This window comes from Ruegeria sp. AH3 (genome assembly GCF_056536265.1).
In genome coordinates, this window is sequence record NZ_JBQFJL010000001.1 from 2,505,067 (window position 1) to 2,520,361 (window position 15,295).

The window sequence follows — 15,295 nt, forward strand, 5'->3', positions numbered from 1 at the left end:
TTCTGAGAGGCCAATGTTGGGCATCGACCTATTCTTATGTTCCAAAACGTGAAGGCGCGTAGACGCTCATATCCGTATTTGGGGTTCTGCCCACGATCATCTGCGCCAACAGACGCCCCGTCTTGGGTCCGCCTGTCAGACCGATATGGTGATGACCAAAGCCCATATACGCGCCGTTAATCCCCGGAACATCGCCGATGATGGGGATCGAGTCAGCCGGGGCGGGCCTGTGCCCCATCCATTCCACTTCCTCCTTCCATGTCACGCCCGGAAAAGCAGCTCGGGCATTTTTGCGCATCAATTCAAACGGCGCGCGCGAGGGTGGGGCGTCCAGCCCACCAAATTCTACAATACCCGCCAACCGTATGCGCCCGTCCATGGGTGTGGCAACAAATTTGCCGGATGCCACCATGACAGGGCTGCGCGGCATCGCAGAAGGGTCCACCAATTCAAGATGATAGCCACGTTCGCTTTCAAGCGGAACAGAAATGCCCAACCGTTTCGCCAGAGGCCCAGACCATACACCCGCTGTCACAATGGCCGTGTCGCAAGGGATAATGTCGCCGTCCGCACGCACGCCAATAACCCGGCCATCTTCGCGCACGACGTCCTCAACACGGGCGCGGATAATTCGACCGCCTTTAGATTCAACACACGCGGCGAGGTCTTTTACATATCGTCCGGGGTCTGTGATGTGACCGTGATCGGACAGTTTGGCGGCAAAACCAATATCTTCGCTGAACACCGGATCATAATCGTGGAATGCCTTACCTTCCAATTCCTCCCACTGAAACCCGTGCTTGCGTCGTATGTTCCAGCCAAAGGCATCTCCTTCGAAATGCGACCGATCATTGTAGAGAAACAGGTAATCAGACGGAACGATCCACTTTTCAGCTCCCGTGCCAGCCGCCAGGGCTTTGTGATCGTTCAGACTGTCGCCGACGATAGGTGTAAGGGCGGCTGCAATCCGCGCAACATCGTCGGCATTGGCGTGACCAAGATATTGCCTCAACCACGGGAGCAGTTTTGGTAAATAGCCCCATTTCAGGAACAATGGCTGCGAGGGGCTCAGCAACATCTTCGGGGCTTTGCCGATCAGGCCCGGAACCGTCACAGGCACAATAGAACAGGACGCCAGAACACCCCCATTGCCGTGCGAGGTTCCTTCACCCGGCCCGGCCCTGTCGATCAAGATGACATCATGACCGTCTCGTTGCAGCCACACGGCTGCCGAAACGCCTACAATACCTGCGCCGACAATGGCTATGGTCTTCCTTTCACTCATGCCGCCACCGCCTTAGCCACAGCATAATGGTCCAACTTCGCCACGTCGGGTCTGCCACCCAGACCTGGGCCAGAGGGGACGACAACTTGGCCTGCACGAATTTTGAATGGGTCCTCGAGGATGTCTTCTTTCAAGAAATAGGACGCCTGGTAAAATTCACATCCAAGGGTGATCTCTGGTGTTGCGGCGATCATGTGGGTCCCAGCCAGATGCGCCAGGCCCGCCTCGAACATGTCTCCACCGTAGGCTGCCAGGCCATGCGCTGCCGCAATGCGGGCGACCGTTTGCCCACGCGATTGACCTCCCGATTTCATGATTTTTACTGACACGCCGTCGCAAATCCCCTCGCGCGCAGCGCGCTCCATATCTTCGGGTCCAAAGACGCTTTCATCAGCCAGTAACGGCACGTCGATCATCTGTCGCAGCTTTGCCATCATTCCAAAATGATGTGCCCGCACGGGCTGTTCGATGAAATCCGGACTGAACTGAGCCACGTCACGCACTTGCGCCGGAGCTTCTTCGATGCTCAGGCCTTGGTTATAGTCTACCCGCACTGCAAACTCCGGATGATTTTGCATTAGGTATTCGAGCCGCATGATGTCAAAGGCATGATCCTTGAACCCGGTCTTGAGCTTGACGATCCGAACACCATCCTCCTGCAAACGCGCCAGCAGCTCGATATCCTGTGCAAAATCAGGGTTGGCGATTGAGCAACTGAGCGGAATGGTTTCACGGCACCTACCCCCCAGAAGCGACCAGACCGGAACCCCACTGACCCGACCAGCAAGATCGAGCAGAGCGGTTTCCAGCGCTGCCTTGGCTTCAGTACAGTGAGCTACGGCAAAGGCCGCACGTGCCATGATTACCGAGCGATCACCAATCCTTGCCCCCATCACGAGCGGACGCAGATAGCGATCAAGTGCAGCATAGGTGGCTTCAGGTGTGCCGGTGAACACCGACCAGGGTGACGCTTCTCCGAACCCTTCGGTCCCGTCCTCGGCCCGCAGCCGCAAAACGACAACCTCGCAAGCCCCTTCTACAGCGCCGATGCCATGATCCCGCCGCGACGTGACCGGCAGTTTCAGGTGCCACAGATCGAACCCGATGATTTCCTGGTCCAGATTGCTCATTTCATCCCCTGTTGATGAAAGGAAGCCTGCCTTGACCAGCATATCATTTCAAATACTATATCTTTGCGAATACATCAGCAAAAATGATACTATACGATGTCCCTACGATTTCGTCAGTTGCAAGCCTTCCACGCCATCATGGAAACCGGGACCGTCACCGGCGCGGCCTCGGTTCTGGGGATCTCACAACCGGGGATCAGCAATCTACTTGCGCAGTTGGAACGCGAGGCTCGATTGCCTCTGTTTGAACGCAACAAGGGGCGTTTGCTGCCGACCCCCGAGGCCGAATTACTCTATCGCGAGGTTGATACGGTCGTACGTGGGTTGGATCATGTGGCGCAGGCTGTAACGGATTTGCAGAATAAGCATCCCGGTCAGTTGCAGGTTGCGGCACCTCATTTGCTCTCGTTCGGTTTCATACCACGCGAGATCGCACGCTTCGCCAAGAGCCGCCCGAACCTGTCAGTCAGTTTTCAGTCACAATATTCATCCAAGATTCAGGAATGGGTGATCTCGGGCCTTTTCGAGATCGGCATTGTCGAGATGCCAATCCTGCACGACACACTAAATTATCAGGTGTTTCAGTTCGAAACACTTGCAACCTTCCCCGAAGATAGCCCGTTGGCGAAACATGACGTTCTGACACCAGAAATTCTCGAGAACGAGCCCTTCATTGTGATGGGGCCTGAGCATCAGACCCATCGTCGGACACGAGACATTTTCCAGACCGCCGGGCACACATGGCGGACGCAGATCCATACGCACCTGTCCGAAAACCTGCTGAGTTTCGTCAAACAAGGTATGGGCGTTGCAATGATCGATCCCTTTACGGTCACGTTTGACGGAGAGAGCGGGTATCAAACCCGTCCATTCCGCCCCGCTGTGATGCTGGACCTTGCCATCATCACGGCCAAGGGCCGCCCCTTGTCGACCATCGCACAAGCGTTTCTGGCTCAACTGACCCCGTCAATCGCCTCTTATGCCACCCATTCGGAAACAGGCGCCGCCGCCTCGTGAAGTTGCTGCGAATGGATGTCGACCAGCGTAGGGCCATCATGTTCGATTGCCTGTTTCAGAACCCCGGCCAGTTCCTCGGGGTCTTTGACCGTCCATGACTTCACGCCAAAGGCCGATGCCACCGCCGCATGATCCGTGCGATTGAAATCGACGTTATAGTACCGTTGGCCGAACCCGGAATCCTGCCCGGCCTTGATCCAGCCAAAGACCGAATTCGAGAACACGATTGAGGTGATCGGCATATTGTGCCGCACCATGGTTTCGAACTCGCCGCATGTGAATCCGAATGACCCGTCGCCCATAACAGACAGAGTCTTGACGGATGGCCGCCCTACATGCGCGCCCATCGCTGCACCCAGCGAATACCCCAACGCCCCATGCGCCCGGTTAGTAATGAAATGTCGCCCCGGTTTGCGCCAGCGGTAATGCGCGCTGAAATAGGGACAAGGTGTGCCGGGATCGGCGACCACAATCGCATCATCATCGAGAATATCCATAAGTGAGGCCATGACGGCCTCGGGGCGGATCGGCGTTTCACGGCTCGCGGCGAGCGGAGCGAACGCCGCCATCTTGGCCTCCCACGCGGCGCGCGCCTTCTCGGCACCGCCAAGGCTGGGGAGGTCCTGCCGCGTCTCCAATGCGGTAGCCAAAGCCTCAAGCGCCAGGCGGGCATCGGCGCAGATAGCCACCTCGGTCTGATAATTCGCCCCGATCACCATCGGGTCGCTGTCGATATGGATAATGATGGCGTTGCGGCCCGGACTTCTCCAACGTTCTGTGGTGACTGATCCGGCACGACAACCAATGAATAGAACCACGTCTGCCTGATCGATCACGGACCGGGTCGCTGGCACGCCCCCGTTCGATCCGACAACACCCAAAGCCAGCGGGTCGGACTCGGCGATGGAGCCCTGCCCGGAAACCGTTGTGGCGACTGGCATATCCAACAGATCGGCAACGCGGCTCAGCGCACCTTCCGCACCAGACAGAACCGGCCCGCCACCACAAACAGCAACTGCAGACTTTGCTTTGACCAGTATCTCGGCAGCTGCTTCGACTGCATCCTGATCAGGTCCTGCGCGCTCTGCTGGATAACTTTGATGCCGTTCGTCCGCCCAAATCTCAGCCTCATCCACCTGGCCTTTTTGCGTATCGAACGGAAGAGCCAGATGTGTCGCACCGGGGGTTCCGGTGGTCATCGCCCGGAACGCTGCACGAACCATCGCGGGCAACCGCGTCGCATCGTCCAATGAGGCGTTCCACTTGGCAAGAGGTCGGAACAATCTAGACTGATCCAGCTCGGTCAACGGATACTTCCCCCGGCTTGTTGTTGCCACATCCGAAGTGATTGCCAGGATCGGCACCGAGCTTTCGTTGGCTTCGACAACGCCGGGCAAGATATAGGTTGCCCCGCCTCCTGAAGGTCCTTCGCAGACGCCGGGCTTGCCGGTCACGCGCGCATATCCATCCGCCATATAGGCTGCATGCCGTTCGTCGCGCGTCAGAATATGCTGAATGCCGTGATCCATCCGCGCCATCGCATCATAGAATGGTAGCGTGGTATCGCCGCACAGACCAAACATATGCTTCACGCCATGCGCCTCTAACATGCGTACCATTGCCTCAGCCCCAGTGAGATAATTCGTCCCCGTCATGGCTTGCGATTCCTTTGGATCAAGATTGCACACAATTCTGTATACAGTTTTGTATATTGATTTCAAGAACCGCTTGTGCCACCAGTGGACCGCAACCGAAAGGACGGAAAATATGGCGAGTCCACGCGTCGATGACATCTATGATCAGGTCAAAGCGATGGCGGTCTCTTTCCGTCTACGCCCAGGGGACCGCCTGAACGAAGTGGCCCTGTCGAAAGAGCTGGGCGTCAGCCGCACACCTCTGCGTGAGGCTCTGAACAGGCTCGTAGCTGAACGATTGTTCGATTTCCGTCCTGGTCAGGGTTTTTTCTGCCGCCCGCTTGATGCGCAAAGTGTGTTTGACCTGTTCGAACTGCGGCAGATTATTGAGGTCGCCGCCGTCCGTACCGCATGTAACAAGGCAACAGATGATGAGCTCCAGTCGCTGCGGGAGGAACTCTACGCGACGGGGATCGACATCACCGGCCTGACCGTCGAGGAAGCCGTGAACCGGGATGAGGCATTCCATTTGGAGATCGCCAGATTGTCCGGCAACGCAGAGCTTCTGCAGACGCTGATCCGGATCAATGAGCGCATCCGCTATATCCGCTGGATCTCAATGAGCATGGACCGTCTTCATCGTTCGAAAGACGAACATAAGGAGGTGATGAAAGCACTTCTGGACCGCAACGAAAACGACGCCGCACGCATTTTAGGCGCTCATATCACTAAGCGAATGGATCAGGTACAAGAGGCGGTGCGGCAAGGGATTTCCAGCATCTATATGGAAGGATCCGACGTCATTTCGACCCGCATCATCGAGGAGGCAGAAGCATGATCGCTCAAGGCGGTAAATCCATCTACGGCGCTTCTGTCGGAATCCTCATGCTGGATGCACAGTTTCCTCGTATCCCCGGCGATATGGGTAATGCGCTGACCTGGCCATTTCCGGTACTCTATCGCATTGTCCGCGATGCCTCACCCGACCGGGTTGTCCGGCACAAGGCCGAAGGTATGCTAGACGCCTTCATCGAAGCTGCGCAGGATCTGGTCAAAGATGGAGTGGATGGTATCACCACCAATTGCGGATTTCTGTCACTGTTTCAAAAGGAGCTTTCCGAGGCCGTCCCGGTCCCGGTCGTTACGTCCTCGCTGATGCAGGTCGACATGGTGAACCGCACGCTTCCAGCGGGCAAGCGCGCCGGGGTTTTGACGATATCGGCCTCGACCCTCACCAAGGATCACCTACAGGCTGCACAGGTACCTCCGGACACACCCATCGGCACCACAGAAGGGGGCCGCGAGTTTACGCGAGCCATACTCGATAATGAGATGGCACTGGATATCGAGAAAGCCCGCGCGGACAACGTTGAAGCAGCCCTTGTACTTCAGTCGAACTATCCAGAGCTTGGAGCTATTGTTCTGGAATGCACGAATATGTCCCCATATGCGGCGGACATTCTGCAGGCGACAGGCTTGCCGGTCTATTCAATGGTCTCACTCGTTAGTTGGTTTCAATCGGGGCTGACGCCTTCGATCTACTAGCAGAACACCCAAAAACTCGCGAGTGACACACAGTTCTTAATGTGTTGTCAAATCGCACGGCTTAGATCAGGTGTTCTTGCACTCTGAACACCGGTTGCCGGGTGCATGGTTGTCTTCGCGGTCGACATCAGCCGCCGCATTATGGAGCTTCGCGAAGGTAGCCTTCCAAATTTAGACGACGCACTCAGCTAATCCAGCTATCACGGTGCCCCTAATTGCTGGACGCAGACGTGCTCGAAGCAGAATCTTGGAATTTGTGCCCTTGATTTCCAGATATCCGCAGGTCGCCGAGACGTGATTACCCGTTCCCGTAGCAAAAGCACTATGGGTTCACCTGCCCTATTCATGACTAGCTTATGCGGCGGACCACGGTCTCAGGCGGGGGTTCTTTTCGCTTGATATCGGCGAGGTCGAAGCACCAACCGATACGTAAAACCGCCCTTTTCCTCGAACTTATCGCCTTCTATGAGCGCACCCAAAAAAGCGAAAAGGCAAGAGTGGCTGAACTCGAAGGCGAGCTTCGTGAAGCCAAGGTGCAGGAGGAAAAACTGGCGGTGGAACTGGAACGAATGGTCCGTCGGCAAAATCGCTATTGCATCTGCTCGCAGAGCAAAGTGTATAAGGAATACCGAGCTATCGTCGTGTCTTGAACGAAAGTCGACAGAGCGCATCAAATCTTACGATGTACTCTCCAAAATCTATGCCCACTCTCAGACCAAACCGGACATTCGCAACAAGACTGTGCAACTGCCGAGATGCGGGACAAAACTGCCATTGGATCCTAAACAATCAATGACCGCTATCAGCTTAAACCGGACCTTCAAAACTGGACATTGCAACTTCCGGCATGCGGACAAAGCGGCCTTCGAATCAGCATTTGTGATTGGCCGTGATCCGCTTTCTAGCTCCATGCACTCTCTTTCTTGGTCAAAATCGGCAAAATCTGAAACAGTCTAGCGCTACGTTGAATACTAAAAAGGCGCGTTGGTACGGAATGGAAGAGGGAGCATGACCTTTTCAATAATACAACCAATTCAAAAAACTGCTCACAGCATCCATTCTACCGGTAGCCACCTGACGACTGTAGTAAGACCTCTCTGTAGGCCATTGGTTTCCGGATCCGTAGTATGCACAGTGACTGTGCCATCTTGTTCTTCTTGAACCCAAATCATTTCATTGCCGTTATTGAGCTTAACGCGATAAGAAAATTCCGGTTTGTTCAATTGCTCTGTCAGTGATGCAGCAATCGTTGGACTTTCGATCATGATGCCCATTTCAGTGTTGAGATGCGCAGACCTTGGATCGAGATTAAAAGAGCCAATAAAGATCCGCTCGCCATCCGCCCCAAAGGTTTTTGCATGCAGCCCTGATGCCGACCCAGCTAGGATCTCTGGCAGGCTTCTGTCGCGATGTTCCCGCCGCAAGGCTCGTAGCTCCAGCAGTTCTACTCCACTATTCAACAAATCATATCTGTAACGCATATACGCAGCGTGAACTGGCATGACGTCTGTCGCGTCCAAAGAATTGGTCAAGATACGGACCCTAACACCTGACTTGGCCAACTCCTCCAAGACCTTAGAGCCTCTTTCGCCAGGAATAAAATATGCCGAAACAAGGTCCAGTGAAGTCCGTGAGCTCTTAGCGAATTCGATCAGTTGTTCGACCAATAGGTCTTCACTTTTGACTTCGCCCAAGCCCTTCGCCGGATCGTCGACAAAAAGTGTAACCTCGCTCCAATCAAACTTCAGAGTATGTGCTGCGATGTTGTCGGCCAGTTCACTATCCTGAATTGCCTTTTGGTAACCTGCGCCAACGGCGGTTCGCCGTGCCGCATCCGCCTTAGCTTGCAGACTGCCTACGGCTGGAGGATCTAAGAATAGTCCAGCATCATAAGAAGATGCACTGTTCCAATAAGCGTCGAATGATTTCGAAACATCGTCCACAATCGGCCCGATGGCAATCGCATCTAAATCAAGGTAGTGCGTTCCACCCCCATAGTCGAAATAGATGTCGCCGATGTTGCGCCCCCCAACAATCGTTGCGACCCCATCGACAGTCATCGACTTATTGTGCATCCGCCGGTTTAGTCGGCTGAAGTCAAATGCGTAAGAGAGCAACTTGGGTTTTCTCAGCGTAAACGGATTGAAAATACGCACATTCGCGTTGGGGAGCGTGTCTAGCTCTGAAAGTAGATCGTCCAACCCTGAGATACCGTTGTCATCGACCAGTAGTCTGACGCGAACACCGCGTTCTGCTGCCGCCCTAAGCTCGTCAAGGAGCATGAGACCTGTTACGTCATCTTGCCATATATAGTATTGCGCATCGATTGAGGAGGTAGCTTCTCTCGCAAGGATAGCCCTGGCTGCAAATGCGGCGCGTCCATCGCCCAAAGGCCGAACTCCGTCGAGACCGGGGTTGCGATTAAGAGCATATTGAATGGTTTCGCCCAATGCTCCAGCCCAATCGGCGTCCAGTTTCAGCGTTTGCCGCGAAAAATTCTGCTCAGGCAGCGGAAAAGCCAACCTTAAGCAAACTACGGTGAGTGCAATCACTGTTGTCGCAATCAAGCATACTCTGATCAGCCGCATTTAGTTTCCTATGTTTGCAAGCCCGGGTTGCCCCTTTTGTCGAATTTGGGCTCAGATGTAGTTGAGTTTCTTGTTGATCCAAAACAGGATTTCCGCCAGCACTGAGATTGCGCCAGCCCCTTCGGTTATTACCAAAGCGGTTCCTGACACACCAAGCTTTGCACGATCAGACGGAAGGCCTTCTGGGATATCGATAGTTACAATGTAGCTCGACGCGCCTGTAAGTTCGCGCATGCTAGGCAGCCCGCCCCTCGTATCCAACGCGCCCTCTCGTGTTCCCGGAGGGATTGACCGTATTGTGGTCTCAAATTCCTGACCTGGCATAGTGCCCAAAGCAATCCGGATCGTATCGCCAACGGCCACGTTGGGATAGCTGCTTTGCGGCAACGCCGCAATGAGCAGCCGATCTGAAGGGAGTAGAAAATTCACGGCGCCTTGTAACGTCGTAACACGATTGCCTGGGCGGAGTGAGAGCGCCGTTACAACACCGTCATCCGGCGCTCGAACGACCGTCTGCTGCAACGCCCACTCAGCTTGGGCCAGCGCCTCCTGAACTTCAACGACACCGACGTCGACTCCGTCCACCTGAGCCGCGATGCGTCGTTCGAGGCTCTGCCTACGCGCTTGTGCTGCTCGCAGCCCGGCTTCAAGTTGCTCAATCGTTGAAACGGCTTCCTGCAATTGGAACTCAGCTGCAGCACCGCGTCCGGTAAGCTGGACGATGTCATCGCGACGCTGCACACCGAAAGAAAGTTGGGCTTCAAGAGAATCAATTTCTGCAAGCGCCGCCGCATAGTCTGTCTGTAACTGGTCTGCTGCGGACTGTGCTGATGCGAGCGAGGCTTGAAGTCGGGCAACTTCAGCCGCGTAGGTGGTGTCATCTATTCGAAACAACACATCACCCTTCGCCACCGGTTGGTTTGCCGTGACCGCTACTTCAGTGACTGGGCCGGATACGTTCGGTGCAATGTTGATGACAGCACCTTGCACGGACACAGTCCCGGATGGTGTCGTGTGGTTTAAGGCTCCAACAACAACCAACGCGATGACCAAAGCTCCACCGTACACGACTGTCTTGAAGAACCCGTTCCAAGGCAGGATTTTGAGCTTCGCAAAAACCAGCCAAACAATACCAAAATAAAGACCGAGAATAATGAGCATCGTGAATTGCCCTCACCGTGTTTCTTTTGTTCAGTTGCCGTCAAAACTCGTGCGTATAGCTGATACCAACCAGATCACGTGTTCCGAAAGTGTTGTCGATATGGCTGCCAAATACGCTGATGCTGTCGTTCGGCGACGGCATTGAAGGTAACGCCCGCACCAACGGTGTACCCAGAGTAATCGTTGGAACCGGCAGATAGGACACCACCGGTCTTCACAACCCATCGTTCTGACAATGGCTTGAGGCCAAGTATACCGATATAACCGCCCTTACTGGCAATTTCAGCGGGAAAGGCATCAGCAAACTCAATATCGCTGTTGCCGATCCGACCGTCGGTATAGTTTGCTCCCAGTGCCGGGAACAAAAGCCATCCTTTAGGCTGAAAGCCCAACGCGGCAAGCGGCACAAAGGTCCCTATGGCGTATTGCGTTTGTTTGACGCCACCTTCCAGCTCTTGCTCGGACGCTGAGAAATTAACTATTCCAAAATCGAAGAGATAAGAGCCACCAACGCGCCACTGATCGTCTTCTGAGACCGAGACGTTGATCTTCGTTACGGGCCCGAAAGCAACCGAGCCGAATACGGTGCCAAAGTCACTATAACGAACGCCGATTTTCGTTACGATCTTTGTCGGATCATCCGATAGTTTTTCGTCTTCTCCGGTCTGAGCCCAAGAAGTGGAAGCAGCAATAGCGAGCATGGTTGCAAGATATTTTCGCGATGTCGTTCGCCCAATCGTCATGCATTGGTGCCTCTGTCATCACTACCAGATTGGCTATGCCGTTTTCTTGCCACTGCGCAGGCAATAGTGAATACAAGGTTGATTGGAACCATCAGCATCATGAAGGCCAGAACGCTCGTTGAATAGGCCGGATCAAAGCAGCACGCATCCACAAGTAGATAGACAAGACCGACATTGCGAAGGTTTGTGCAGGTCGCAAGGACCTGCCGATACTCCTTATTCTCGCCGCCTAAAAACCAGCCGAGCGCCATTAGGGACAGAATGAAAACCAATATCGCGATCAGGCTCGAAGGCCCCAATCCAACAGCGGCTTCCTGCCGGATGCTGATGCTTGCTACGACAGATGCAATGAAGGAGACTGTCGATATAAGCATCGCCGGTTTGTAGATATGCTCGGCGACATCCGGGTAAAATCGTCGGATCAAAATCCCAAGAAGCAAGGGGATTCCGATCACACCCACGATGCGGATCATTAGTTGGTCCCAAGCGACACGTTCCAGCGCGGCGGTTGGCAAAACGACCTGAGCGGCCGACGGCGCAAGAACCAAGCCGATGATTGAAAGTAAAACCAGCAGGGCCCCGGCCGCGCTGACTTGTCCCGGCGCTTTGGTCGAAAATTGGACCGCGTTGATGCCGCCGGGGGCGACTGCCAACAAAAACAAAACGGCGCTAACTGATCGTGGTAGTGGGAAGACCCCGATAATCAGGATTGCAATGACGGGCGGTATGAAGACATTTGCAGCAAGAAGGCGCGGTAGTCTTTCACGTTCCAGAACCGTTGCACCCATTTCGCGCAGCGTTGCACTCATCCCGATGCAAAGCATGGCTAGAGTAATGAAGATATGGATGAATAGGGTGACGGATTGCTCAAACGGCAGCGGCGACTCCATCACAGCGGTTCCACATTCCAAAGGATGCTGATCGTAGCGTAAATAGCGACCGCCAAGATCAACCCGGCTGAGACCAGCGCAGGTGAAATCGGAAATGGCTTTCCGGAGATATCAGAGATCCGCTTAAGAAAAGTAATTTGCTGTATGATGGCGACAGATAGCATTATTACCGCCAGTATCAGCATGAATAATCCGACAAAACGTGCATGTTCTATCGGAACCTCTTCCAACCCAGGTACATCAGTCAAAATTCTGAATAGTGCGGGTATAGAGAAGCCAAAACCAACGAGCGACGTAGCCGTTCTCATATATCCCATGGTCGTCCTGTCCGAAGCGAGCCGGGACCGCTCGAACGCCAGATCTGTTCGTTCGCCGGCCAACTGATTGTTAGAACGCTGCGGCATGTCCTCGTCGTCAAAGTCCATTGGAGGCCTCAGTTAGAAAATCAGGTTTCACTTGGTTTATCCTCGACTCCCTCCTCGCGAATTTCCCGAACGAGGAAATAGTCGAGAAAGGTTCGGACGAAGGCGATGGCTGTCAGTTTCGCCAATTCTTCGATTGTTGGGTCTGTTGCAGTCGCTATAATATCCGCGCCTAGTTGCAGTTCGAGCGCCACAATCAGGTATTTTCCAAGGATGCGCCGTGCGACAGGCTCGGCATCCGACTTCCGATGCATAATGAACGCTCGTGCAAAGGCGATGCCTCCAGCAGCAACAACGATGACGCTCGCCGCTTCGAATAGAACCTGGATGTAGCTCGCCGCTTGAACGATCAGGATTTCCAACTCATGCATGGTAACTATCCTGTTGCGACAGTTACAACTTCGCTATTTTCGTTCCCGACAGACGAACCAGAGCAAGCATCGAACAACTCACGCAAGTGCGCTTGATCAAGAGTTGTTTTGTGTGCGATGGCAACGATCCGGTTTGCCGGATCCTCGCCCCCCCAAGGGCGGTCTTTCGTCAACTCGACCCGCCGCCCGACAACTTGCAGCAAATAACGGCTGTTCGGGTCGTCATCCAGGTAAACAAATCCCTTGCAGCGATAGATATTTGAAGGCAGTTCTCTCTTGATCATTCGTTCCAATGCTTTGCGCTGCAATGGCGCGTCGCGCGTATAACTCCAGGTGCTGAAGAAAGAACCGTGATTGTGCTTATGATGATGTTCGTGGTCGTGGCTATGCGCTTGATCAGCCATTGCGCGAGAAACATCGAAACGACCGACAGACAGCAGGATTTCGAGTGGAACGTTACATTTGACGGCAGGAACGATGCGAACCCTTGAGAAGAAGCCGTCTATCCACCTCTTTACCTTTGCAGTTTCCTCGACTCCTGCCAAATCAACTTTGTTAAGGATTACAAGATCCGCAAATCCGATCTGCTGCAGCTTGAGCTTGGCAAGGTCCGGGTCGTCATAAGTAAAGACTTGATCGGCGTCGACGACACACGTCACACTGTCAAGCCGTATCAGATCGCGATATGCTGAATCCACGAAGGTCATATAGATGCTTGCCGGATCTGCAACTCCGCTGGCTTCAAGCAGTATGTACTCAATGGGATCATCACGCTCGATCAACGCTGCGACCGACTCAACGAGATCATCTCGGATTTGACAACAGACGCAGCCGTTCGCGAGGCTAATCATCCCATCTTCGACGTCGACAACCAGTTCTGCATCGACATTGATCGAGCCGAAATCATTCACAAGAATGCCAATTTTCAACCCATGTTCACCCTTTAAAATCCGGTTCAGCAGAGTAGTTTTTCCCGCACCCAGAAACCCTGTTAGGATCGTCAGCGGGACAGGTTCTTTTGGGGCGTTGTTCATGGCTACATCCTTTTGCAAGAACTGTGATCGCGCCGCGTGGCTAAGAAACGCGGCGCTTATTTTTAGTCAATAATCAGATCAATCCGTATGATCGCGCGCAGCAATCAGGGCGTGGAGGTCGAAGCGGAAAGTTTCTTCGTCGTAGTGCTGCGTCAGTGGACGGAGTACGTCCTCAGGCATGTAGAGGGCCGGATCTAGTTCCCGTTCCCGCAGGAAGGCATCCTGTTGTTCCTCACGCGGCAAACGCGGTTTCGGAATCTGAATGTAATCCGGCATCTCGCCATCCGGGAACGGTATCGTTCTGGGATCTGGTGGCTGCATCGCCGGCATTTCCGGACGCAGGGCCATACGTTCCCAGATACGATCCTTTGTGACGTTGATTACCTTGGTGTCTGGTCCACCAAAGAGGAATAGACCATCCCAATGCGCGCGAATTTCCGCGATGGCTTCGCCCGCCGATTCCTCGGTGTAGTGGCAGATCACACCGGCCCGAGGTTGAATTTCGTTCATCAGATATCCCGCCGCATAGTAAGGCGTGTGGTAGGTATCCAGAGTGAATTCCAGAACTTCTTTGGGCGTGCCGTATTTGTAGTTGAGTAGTTGCGGTAGATCGGCTTGTCCTTCGGTCACGAAAATATCGCAGCCTTTCGCAAACTCGATTGTGCTTTCATCAGGGCGCCCGTCGCCTGTCCAGACAAAGGACAATCCGGCTTCTTCCCAATCCACGCGATATGCTGACGCACCGCTTTTCACGTGGCTTCGCGCCCAGTGCGTGACTTTCAAACCGGGTTCTTCCAGAACCACACCGCCTTCGTCTTTGTAGTCGAACTCAACAACTTCGGTGTCGTAGCCGGCGCCAATCGGGCAGTGGTCAAAGTTCTCAAGATGCCATGTCATCATCTCATGCATCTTGTCGACCATATATTGGGTGCCCGTCTCTGGCCGGTCACCTGATGGGCCGAAAATGCGCAAACCGTTGCGCCAGCCTCCCGACCATGCGCGGAACGGCATGAAGTAGGGCAAGTCTGCATAGTGGTCGACGTGCAAGTGGCTGATGAAGATGTCGCGCACCATCGGCGGCAAAATGCCAAGCTGAATAATATTCCTTACGCAGCCATTGCCGAAATCAAAGAACAGGCGGCGCGGGAATGGAGTACCGTTCCCCAGCTCCAAGACAATGCATGTGCCGGACTGTACCATCGTCGGAGGCCAAGGCGTGCTACCCGGAAAACAAATCCGCATCTCGCCTTTTGGCAAAAGCTCGTTGGGTGGGAAAAAGTTGTTGCTTGTACAGCCGGGTGTCGGCCGGAAATACTCCGGCAGCGTAATGCCACCGCCGGGGCGTTGCCCGTAAGGGTTGCGTGATTGGCTCATTTTTGGATCCTCCGAGAGTTTTTTTGGTGCACAGTTTTTTGTTTTTTCTTGGTTCCTGAAGACAAGGACCTGCGTTTCCTAACCATCGCCGATATCAACTA

General features: G+C 54.2%; 15 protein-coding genes. 4 read left to right on the forward strand and 11 right to left on the reverse strand.

Going from position 1 to position 15,295, the window contains the following annotated elements:
* Window positions 1–34: 34 nt before the first annotated feature.
* Window positions 35–1,285: an NAD(P)/FAD-dependent oxidoreductase gene (locus ACR3EM_RS12660; protein ID WP_480471040.1), complete on the reverse strand. Its 1,251-nt coding sequence runs from the start codon at window positions 1,283–1,285 to the stop codon at window positions 35–37.
* Window positions 1,282–2,415: an enolase C-terminal domain-like protein gene (locus tag ACR3EM_RS12665; RefSeq protein ID WP_480471041.1), complete on the reverse strand. Its 1,134-nt coding sequence runs from the start codon at window positions 2,413–2,415 to the stop codon at window positions 1,282–1,284. The genes ACR3EM_RS12660 and ACR3EM_RS12665 overlap by 4 nt, the downstream gene beginning before the upstream one ends.
* A gap of 96 nt (window positions 2,416–2,511) precedes the next feature.
* Here ACR3EM_RS12665 and ACR3EM_RS12670 point away from each other — a divergent pair, with 96 nt between their 5' ends.
* Entirely contained in the window at window positions 2,512–3,432 is a 921-nt protein-coding gene (locus ACR3EM_RS12670; protein WP_480471042.1) for a LysR family transcriptional regulator, read from the forward strand.
* On the opposite strand, the gene ACR3EM_RS12675 is transcribed toward ACR3EM_RS12670, so the two are convergent.
* Window positions 3,393–5,087, reverse strand: coding sequence for a thiamine pyrophosphate-binding protein (locus ACR3EM_RS12675; protein ID WP_480471043.1), 1,695 nt, complete (start codon window positions 5,085–5,087; stop codon window positions 3,393–3,395). The two genes, ACR3EM_RS12670 and ACR3EM_RS12675, sit on opposite strands and share 40 nt — an antisense overlap.
* Window positions 5,088–5,199: 112 nt before the next feature.
* On the opposite strand from ACR3EM_RS12675, the gene ACR3EM_RS12680 reads away from it, so the two are divergent.
* From ACR3EM_RS12680 to ACR3EM_RS12690, 3 genes are all read left to right on the forward strand, one after another.
* A complete protein-coding gene (locus ACR3EM_RS12680; RefSeq protein WP_480471044.1) occupies window positions 5,200–5,904 on the forward strand; it encodes a GntR family transcriptional regulator in 705 nt (234 codons plus the stop codon).
* Window positions 5,901–6,611: an aspartate/glutamate racemase family protein gene (locus ACR3EM_RS12685; protein ID WP_480471045.1), complete on the forward strand. Its 711-nt coding sequence runs from the start codon at window positions 5,901–5,903 to the stop codon at window positions 6,609–6,611. The genes ACR3EM_RS12680 and ACR3EM_RS12685 overlap by 4 nt, the downstream gene beginning before the upstream one ends.
* A 356-nt stretch (window positions 6,612–6,967) precedes the next feature.
* On the forward strand, window positions 6,968–7,261 hold the full coding sequence (locus ACR3EM_RS12690) for a hypothetical protein (RefSeq protein ID WP_480471046.1): 294 nt from the start codon (window positions 6,968–6,970) through the stop codon (window positions 7,259–7,261).
* Between the two features lie 396 nt (window positions 7,262–7,657).
* On the opposite strand, the gene ACR3EM_RS12695 is transcribed toward ACR3EM_RS12690, so the two are convergent.
* From ACR3EM_RS12695 to gntH, 8 genes are all read right to left on the reverse strand, one after another.
* Complete coding sequence (locus ACR3EM_RS12695) at window positions 7,658–9,199, reverse strand: phospholipase D family protein (RefSeq protein ID WP_480471047.1); 1,542 nt, start codon at window positions 9,197–9,199, stop codon at window positions 7,658–7,660.
* 51 nt (window positions 9,200–9,250) lie between these two features.
* On the reverse strand, window positions 9,251–10,360 hold the full coding sequence (locus tag ACR3EM_RS12700; protein ID WP_170791980.1) for an HlyD family secretion protein: 1,110 nt from the start codon (window positions 10,358–10,360) through the stop codon (window positions 9,251–9,253).
* Window positions 10,361–10,434: 74 nt separating this feature from the next.
* Window positions 10,435–11,061 (reverse strand): hypothetical protein, encoded by a 627-nt coding sequence (locus tag ACR3EM_RS12705; protein WP_480471048.1) that lies wholly within the window; start codon window positions 11,059–11,061, stop codon window positions 10,435–10,437.
* 38 nt (window positions 11,062–11,099) lie between these two features.
* Entirely contained in the window at window positions 11,100–11,993 is an 894-nt protein-coding gene (locus ACR3EM_RS12710; protein ID WP_480471049.1) for a bile acid:sodium symporter family protein, read from the reverse strand.
* The gene (locus ACR3EM_RS12715; protein WP_152456708.1) at window positions 11,993–12,418 is read right to left on the reverse strand and encodes a YidH family protein; all 426 of its coding nucleotides are present in this window, start codon (window positions 12,416–12,418) and stop codon (window positions 11,993–11,995) included. The genes ACR3EM_RS12710 and ACR3EM_RS12715 overlap by 1 nt, the downstream gene beginning before the upstream one ends.
* Before the next feature lie 20 nt (window positions 12,419–12,438).
* Window positions 12,439–12,786, reverse strand: coding sequence for a DUF1622 domain-containing protein (locus ACR3EM_RS12720; protein ID WP_480471050.1), 348 nt, complete (start codon window positions 12,784–12,786; stop codon window positions 12,439–12,441).
* Window positions 12,787–12,791: 5 nt separating this feature from the next.
* The gene (locus ACR3EM_RS12725) at window positions 12,792–13,820 is read right to left on the reverse strand and encodes a CobW family GTP-binding protein (protein WP_480471051.1); all 1,029 of its coding nucleotides are present in this window, start codon (window positions 13,818–13,820) and stop codon (window positions 12,792–12,794) included.
* Window positions 13,821–13,898: 78 nt separating this feature from the next.
* Window positions 13,899–15,194, reverse strand: coding sequence for a guanitoxin biosynthesis MBL fold metallo-hydrolase GntH (gntH, locus tag ACR3EM_RS12730; RefSeq protein ID WP_152456705.1), 1,296 nt, complete (start codon window positions 15,192–15,194; stop codon window positions 13,899–13,901).
* Window positions 15,195–15,295 lie beyond the last annotated feature (101 nt).

What these genes read in the sequence shown, in the direction of transcription:
- ACR3EM_RS12660 (WP_480471040.1), bottom strand. Translation starts at nt 1,285, where the DNA reads ATGAGTGAAAGGAAGACCATAGCCATTGTCGGCGCAGGTATTGTAGGC.
- ACR3EM_RS12665 (WP_480471041.1), bottom strand. Translation starts at nt 2,415, where the DNA reads ATGAGCAATCTGGACCAGGAAATCATCGGGTTCGATCTGTGGCACCTG.
- ACR3EM_RS12670 (WP_480471042.1), top strand. Translation starts at nt 2,512, where the DNA reads ATGTCCCTACGATTTCGTCAGTTGCAAGCCTTCCACGCCATCATGGAA.
- ACR3EM_RS12675 (WP_480471043.1), bottom strand. Translation starts at nt 5,087, where the DNA reads ATGACGGGGACGAATTATCTCACTGGGGCTGAGGCAATGGTACGCATG.
- ACR3EM_RS12680 (WP_480471044.1), top strand. Translation starts at nt 5,200, where the DNA reads ATGGCGAGTCCACGCGTCGATGACATCTATGATCAGGTCAAAGCGATG.
- ACR3EM_RS12685 (WP_480471045.1), top strand. Translation starts at nt 5,901, where the DNA reads ATGATCGCTCAAGGCGGTAAATCCATCTACGGCGCTTCTGTCGGAATC.
- ACR3EM_RS12690 (WP_480471046.1), top strand. Translation starts at nt 6,968, where the DNA reads ATGCGGCGGACCACGGTCTCAGGCGGGGGTTCTTTTCGCTTGATATCG.
- ACR3EM_RS12695 (WP_480471047.1), bottom strand. Translation starts at nt 9,199, where the DNA reads ATGCGGCTGATCAGAGTATGCTTGATTGCGACAACAGTGATTGCACTC.
- ACR3EM_RS12700 (WP_170791980.1), bottom strand. Translation starts at nt 10,360, where the DNA reads ATGCTCATTATTCTCGGTCTTTATTTTGGTATTGTTTGGCTGGTTTTT.
- ACR3EM_RS12705 (WP_480471048.1), bottom strand. Translation starts at nt 11,061, where the DNA reads ATGCTCGCTATTGCTGCTTCCACTTCTTGGGCTCAGACCGGAGAAGAC.
- ACR3EM_RS12710 (WP_480471049.1), bottom strand. Translation starts at nt 11,993, where the DNA reads ATGGAGTCGCCGCTGCCGTTTGAGCAATCCGTCACCCTATTCATCCAT.
- ACR3EM_RS12715 (WP_152456708.1), bottom strand. Translation starts at nt 12,418, where the DNA reads ATGGACTTTGACGACGAGGACATGCCGCAGCGTTCTAACAATCAGTTG.
- ACR3EM_RS12720 (WP_480471050.1), bottom strand. Translation starts at nt 12,786, where the DNA reads ATGCATGAGTTGGAAATCCTGATCGTTCAAGCGGCGAGCTACATCCAG.
- ACR3EM_RS12725 (WP_480471051.1), bottom strand. Translation starts at nt 13,820, where the DNA reads ATGAACAACGCCCCAAAAGAACCTGTCCCGCTGACGATCCTAACAGGG.
- gntH (WP_152456705.1), bottom strand. Translation starts at nt 15,194, where the DNA reads ATGAGCCAATCACGCAACCCTTACGGGCAACGCCCCGGCGGTGGCATT.